This window comes from uncultured Mycobacterium sp. (assembly GCF_964249325.1).
In the GTDB taxonomy this organism is placed as follows: domain Bacteria; phylum Actinomycetota; class Actinomycetes; order Mycobacteriales; family Mycobacteriaceae; genus Mycobacterium.
This window is the reverse complement of the sequence record NZ_CAXUCH010000007.1, coordinates 1-616: the sequence shown is the minus strand read 5'-3', so window position 1 is coordinate 616 and position 616 is coordinate 1. Positions and strand designations below refer to the sequence as shown.

Genomic DNA, 616 nt, shown 5'->3' with positions numbered 1-616 from the left:
GGCCCTGCTGAACCATGTTGTGGCCAACCTGTCGGCGGCGGGTTCGTTCGACACCACCGGCACGTCGGCGATCGGCTCGCTGACCCGGCTGCGGGCGCAATGCCGAAACGCCAAGGAACAGCTGTCCTCCAGCGCGGAGGCCACTCTGTCGGCCGAGTTGCCCGGGTTCAGCGGCGACGTCCGGCTGAACCGGGCCGAGCTCGACGACGTGCTTCACCAGCCACTGGACGGTTTCGTGGCCGACAAATCATGGAAGGCAACGGAATTGGCGCTGCCGATCTCACCGCGGTCGCGGCGGTTGGCGGCGGAGCCAATATCCCGGCCGTCACCACGACACTTTCGCAACAGCTGCGCGCCCCCGTTATCACGGCGCCGCGGCCACACCTGACTGCGGCGATCGGTGCGGCATTGCGGGCCGCGCGTGGTCCAGCCGACGACAGTCCAACGGCAGTGGCCCCGACCATGGCCGCTGCGTTGGATCCCTTCGCGGAGGCAGCGAATCCAACGATGATGGCCGAGGCCGCGCCGGAGCCTGCCGGCGCACCGGCGCTGGCATGGTCGGAGGCCGACGACGATTCGGGCATCATGCCGATCAGCACCGGTGAGTACCCGGCGC

General features: G+C 69.2%; 1 pseudogene (cut by a window edge). It reads left to right on the top strand.

From position 1 onward, the window contains the following. Positions 1-616, top strand: a pseudogene (locus ACFE99_RS01945) (Hsp70 family protein) (its annotated part extends 601 nt beyond the left edge of the window); the annotation flags it as partial.